This is a genomic window from Nostoc sp. DedSLP03 (assembly GCF_034530815.1).
Lineage (GTDB): Bacteria > Cyanobacteriota > Cyanobacteriia > Cyanobacteriales > Nostocaceae > Nostoc.
Genome location: NZ_JAVRCK010000184.1, coordinates 1 through 5,397, shown reverse-complemented (window position 1 = coordinate 5,397; position 5,397 = coordinate 1). Strand labels below are relative to the sequence as shown.

The following is a 5,397-nucleotide window of genomic DNA, read 5'->3' as shown; positions in this document are numbered from 1 at the left end:
CTTTGGATGATTTTCAACCATAAGCTGTCCGTAGCGGACAACTTATGGTGTAAGTGTAGGTTCGCAGACTAAATGAAAAATTCTCAACGGAAGAATAGGGTTTCTGGCTTGTGTTGTCGCAGACTAAGTGAAAAATTGTCGCAGACTATTTGAAAATTTCCTACCAAATTCGCAGACTATTTGAAAATTTCCTTGGACTTCATACGCAAGCAAACTGTAGTATTTATATCTTTACTTTAGTACACTCCACTTAAATGAGGTACGGAATTCACTTTTGGAATGAGTAGTGTCTAGTGTGATATCTTCGCTTGCCAAAGGCATCTCAATTTTCATTTCCGACCCTTTTTTACGATGACGTGTACTTAGTCTTAGTAATTTATTCCAACATCTGTGTCGGTAAATTAAGTAATTTTTCTAACCCCAAAAAAGGGAAAAATGTATCATTCCTAACTGTTGGCTCTTTGGCTATCAAACCTTCAAATAAATCATAATTATAATTGGAAAAGCTATTTAATTTGTTCGATTTTACAGTTTCTAAATCTTGAATTTGACTATTGTAATTAATAGATTCTATCTCAGGTACTTGGCATAATCTGTAAATCTGGAAAGACAAAGCAAATTCCTCAATATTGGCAATATTTATTTGAGAATCACGTAAATCAAAGCCACATTGACAATTGAACAATCTCGGTCTTAAAAACTTAATTTTATTATTACAGTTGTAACAAGTATCAATCAAAAAACATTTATGAAATGGACATACTCTGACACGAGATAGATGCCAAACCTGAGAATAATAAGCTTTGGTCTGCCAACAGATAGGGCAAAATCTGGCCCCAGTTTTATTAAATAAAGAGGTAGAAATATTTTCGCCAAATGCTTTGACTACGCTTGTGAAAATGTATGCAGAGCTACAAGGATTAGTTGAAGAGAATGCCATTGCCCAAAGAATACTGTCTTCTACTTCAGTAATCTGACTAAGGAGGCATAAATCATCAATTTTAGAGATAAAAATATTACTATATATTCCTGTGACTCTCAGTTGAGAAACTTTTAAAATATAATTTGCAGAAGGGTAATAATTAGTATCTGCAAGTCTAGCAATATAGCCAATAAGACTCTCATCTATATACGGGCGAGGTCGGCGCAAAAGTTTTTTATTGGCACACACGTTTAATATTATTTATGCATAACATCCGATGCCTTTTGATTTCTCTTTTTAGTTTTAATTCTTTGGTTAGTACTTCCTATATTAACCAGAGATTCGTTTAAAGATATTTTCTTTTCTAGATTTACTAAACAATCATCGTTAAGGAAAGGGTTTTTCTTGTAAGGCTTGTCAGCTCTTACATATTTTTCAAAAGCCCTAGCCAGAACCGGGTAATCAAGTTTGTTTAGACCTTCTGTTAATGTCAAGTAAGTTCCATAACGAACTAGCTTCATTACGTAAGCTATAATTCCATCAGAAGCATAGTAAAAACGAAAAGCCATCTCCTCACTAGCTAAATTTGATTCTAATTCAAGGGGAAGCTGCGATTCTATTGCGTGTAAAAAAGTCCGAAATTCTTTTCCGCAATCCTCTGTCCAAGAAAAAGGGCTAAGATTATGTCTATTAGCAAATCTTCGGCTTAATTGAGGATTAAATTTAAAAACTGCTTCAGCTTCGGGTAATCCAATAAGTACCATCGGTACCTTTGTGTCGAGTATTAAATTTTTCAGCCAATCTGATACTGTTCTGAGAACCTTGGCTGAATCTCTATCAATAAAGTGTTGAAATTCGTCTAAAAAAACTAAAGAAACTCCACAATCTTTCATCAATCCAATTAGTCGGATTGTTTGATTGCTGATGGTGCCTTTTTCATAAGCAGGGTCTCCCAATTCCCATAACAGTTTACTCACAACACTTTTGACAGTTGCTGGAGATGGAATGGTCACAGACAATAATTTTACAATAGTACCTGAATCTGTTTCAATCCTGGGATATTTTTGAGCATAGCTTTTAAAAATAGTAGTTTTACCTGCTCCAGTTTCCCCCTTTAAAAATAAGCATTCAGGTTCATCTTTGAGATTAGAAAAATTATGACAATCCTCTATTGCAGATAAAATTTCTTTAAATCGAGGATAGGCAACATAAATATTATTAGCTATGGATAGCTTTTCTGATAAAGTCATGTTTGACAAAGATTTTGGAATTTTTGGCATATTAATAGTTTTTATGAAGGTAATCCGATACTGACATCCCAACCAGATAAGTCTGGTTTCCATGAAGCAGTTTCTTCTAAGTTTTCAGAGAGCTTATCACTAACTTCAACATTAGATTTTTTATTTAATGAGCTTTTTCGCTTATTTGGTTTTATTGAATTCTCCCCACTGTCTTTGCAAGATGGGCTTTGAACGTTATTAAAATTTTCAACTTCTATTTTTTCTTCAATTGAGGATGATGAAAATTCATTGTTGAATGCACTACCAAGGTCTGATATACCTGACATTACTGAAAATTCACTCTTTGGTATAGTAACAGTTTGAGGAGCAATTGAATTTACAGCGATATCATTATTCAAAAGCTGCTCATCTTTAGAAAACTCAAAGTCTCCTGTATTCAGCCCTGAACGACCGATACCTTTCCATCTCGCCATAGCAGTACGGGTTTTGCCTTTCTTTGATGACATCCATTCTTGCTCAACAATTTTTTGAATCTGCTCTTTGGCTAAGGCTAATGCTATAATATCAACTTGTTCAGCTTCCTGACGTGCCAGTTTTTTAATTACTTGGTGTTGCCAAATACTTAACCCTTTAGTATACTCTTGGCTGAGAGCAGGAACAGATAAAAATTGATGGATTGTTGGATCAAAAACATAGATTTGAGATAAATCTGTAGGGTCATATTTAACAGTTGCTTTTTCTGATGCTAAAGCTGATGAACGGAAGCGAGATAATTCAAAACTATTGTAGATAAGTCCTTCAAACTCTACCCCCCTTCTAGTGACTTTGCGTGTGGTTATATTTCCCACTAATACTTTTAGTTGTTGATAAGAACCTGGTAAAGCTGGGGGAAACTCTTGGATAGCTTTTGACCACACAGATGTCCGAGGCGATTTTAATTCTGGATGAGAACTTCGGTTATAAATATCGATAATGAAGATATGTAGAATTTCTTGCAGTGCTTCAAAAGAAATCACTGCATTTTTCAGAGGGTCGTAATCATATTTCTTCATAAAGTTTGAGAATTTTTTCCCTGGTAGGTCACTCAAAAGTTGACTATTTACTGCACCAAAATATCGTTCTATTGAACTTTTGTACCAGGGCATTCTGGGTGGTGAATATTGAATAGCTATTCCCAAAGATAAGCAAGCATCTTCAAAATGTGTACTATAAAATTCTTTTCCATTATCAACCACAATCACTTCTGGCAGTCCATAAGTGTCCCAAGTATTTACTACGCTTGGGAAATTTTCGATTAGATAGTTTTTGGGACGGATAACGTGTAGCAAACATTGCATTACCGATAAATAGCTCGGAGGTTCAAAACTGGCGTAATACCCTAGTATGACTCCTGAATATTTATCTACAGCAGAAGTTAACCAAGGGGTGCCAATAGGCATTCGATGTTCTGCGTCTACTACAAACAATGGCAGTTTAGTATGGTCAATTTCTATCCTTTCTAAAGGACGATTAGGGCGTGGCCCCTTCATTACTGGGTCATACATTTGAGAGGCTATACGGTTGCCTAAACGTTTTTTAGCGACTACACATGGATCTAATTTAGATGCAAATCTGTAAATAGTTGAACGATGTGGAATTTCTAAAGCTTTTTGACCAATGCTTGCACGAGTAAGATTTTCCTGCCTAATTTGGCGCAGAATTTCATCATGTACATCTGCCATATCTGGTCGAGAAGGATTTAAATAGATTTCTTGAATGCAACTATCAATAATTTGAATTACTTCTTTCTCTAGTTTGGGTCGGTAATCTCCTTTGCATTTATGCTTAGGAACTAATGAACGAATATCCTGACCTGAGCTTTCATAAGCTTTTAGCCAACGGTAAAGTGTTAACCAATTTGGCGGATTAAGGTCATTAATTTGTTCTGATACTTGTTCAATAATCGGTTGCAGACTAGCTGGAGTCCTTTGAGGTATATCTTGCTCTAAAACAAAGCTTACATAGCTGTATTTTCTTTTGGCTTCAAAGCGAATTTCTTCAGGAAGTTGAGTAAAATCAGCTTGAGTCTCATTTCCTTTTCGTTTAATAACACCAAAAGATTCTGTTGATTGAAGTTCTAATTCTTCCCTAAAAAGCAACTGAACTAAAGCTGTATATGTAATTCTAGACAAGACTTCGGTAACGACTTCACATATCTGTAATTCACCATTGGCTAACTGCTGTTTAATGACGTATTCGCGCCCTTTTAGCCAAAAATGAAGTCCAGGTCTGATTTGGAATCTATTCATACATCCAAAAGTAATGCTTCCACATCACCCTTAAATTGAGATAGTTCAATTAAACTTGCTGCACCTATAGATTGCATTAAATCTGTTGACAGCCAGCCAAAATACAGTAGTTTGAATAATAGGTTAGGATATATTCCTTTTCGCTCTAGATCATGACATACCTGTTTGAAAGGCGTTGGTTCTCTGGAAGTGAAATAACATTGACAGTCTAAGTATTGTTGTAGTGTAAATGGACTACGGGCATACTTGTATAACAGCTTAATATTATCCAGTTTAGGTTGCTGCCGAATCATTGTATCGGTCACTACCATAAATCTCATGCTCCGCTCTTCACATAAATGGCTGATATGTCTCCATTTATCAAGATTTTTTTGGTCATTAACCTGGGATGCAGGTTTGACTTCTATCACCTGTTGTTGCCCTATTCTTTGTACCCAGAAATCGGGGGTATAGTTTTTAGTTACACCTTTTGAGATATAAGTTATTTTGAATGGCTGGCCCCTGTATGACTGGACTGTTGGATCAATCTCTAGCAGATAAATGTAATCTCGCTCAATTTGGGACTCCCACCAAATGATGGTGTCCATCTTCAAACTGGGGAATTTACCAATAATTTTCTTTGATCCACTATTGGTGATTCTTCTCACCCCGTTTGCCAAAGGCTTTCTTGCCCCCAATCTAGTGATAATCTCTCCAGCTTAATTGATCCACGTTCATTTTCAATTAGTCTGCGACAATTTTTCACATAGTCCGCGACAATTTTCACTTAGTCTGCGAACCGACATAAGTCACAGTGTAAGTCACAATCTTTTGGGGAGAGTGAGTTTTTGTCGTAGATTATATCGGATAAAAGATAAGGGTATCTTATTTTGTGTTGGGAGGAGCGATCGTTGTCACTGTAAGGATAAAATGAGCAACTTTGAAAGCATAAGTTGAGCAACAGATT

The 5,397-nt window shown here is 35.8% G+C and carries 4 protein-coding genes; all 4 read right to left on the bottom strand.

Annotated elements, in window-relative coordinates:
- Positions 1–376 precede the first annotated feature (376 nt).
- From RM368_RS37810 to RM368_RS37795, 4 genes are read right to left on the bottom strand one after another with little or no spacing between them, the layout of a single operon-like run.
- Positions 377–1,150, bottom strand: coding sequence for a TniQ family protein (locus RM368_RS37810; RefSeq protein ID WP_322698816.1), 774 nt, complete (start codon positions 1,148–1,150; stop codon positions 377–379).
- Between the two features lie 29 nt (positions 1,151–1,179).
- A complete protein-coding gene (locus tag RM368_RS37805) occupies positions 1,180–2,202 on the bottom strand; it encodes a TniB family NTP-binding protein (protein WP_322698815.1) in 1,023 nt (340 codons plus the stop codon).
- An 11-nt stretch (positions 2,203–2,213) separates the two neighbouring features.
- A complete protein-coding gene (locus tag RM368_RS37800; protein ID WP_322698814.1) occupies positions 2,214–4,451 on the bottom strand; it encodes a Mu transposase C-terminal domain-containing protein in 2,238 nt (745 codons plus the stop codon).
- Entirely contained in the window at positions 4,448–5,038 is a 591-nt protein-coding gene (locus tag RM368_RS37795) for a TnsA endonuclease N-terminal domain-containing protein (RefSeq protein WP_322698813.1), read from the bottom strand. Before RM368_RS37795 ends, RM368_RS37800 begins: the two co-directional genes overlap by 4 nt.
- Positions 5,039–5,397: the final 359 nt, after the last annotated feature.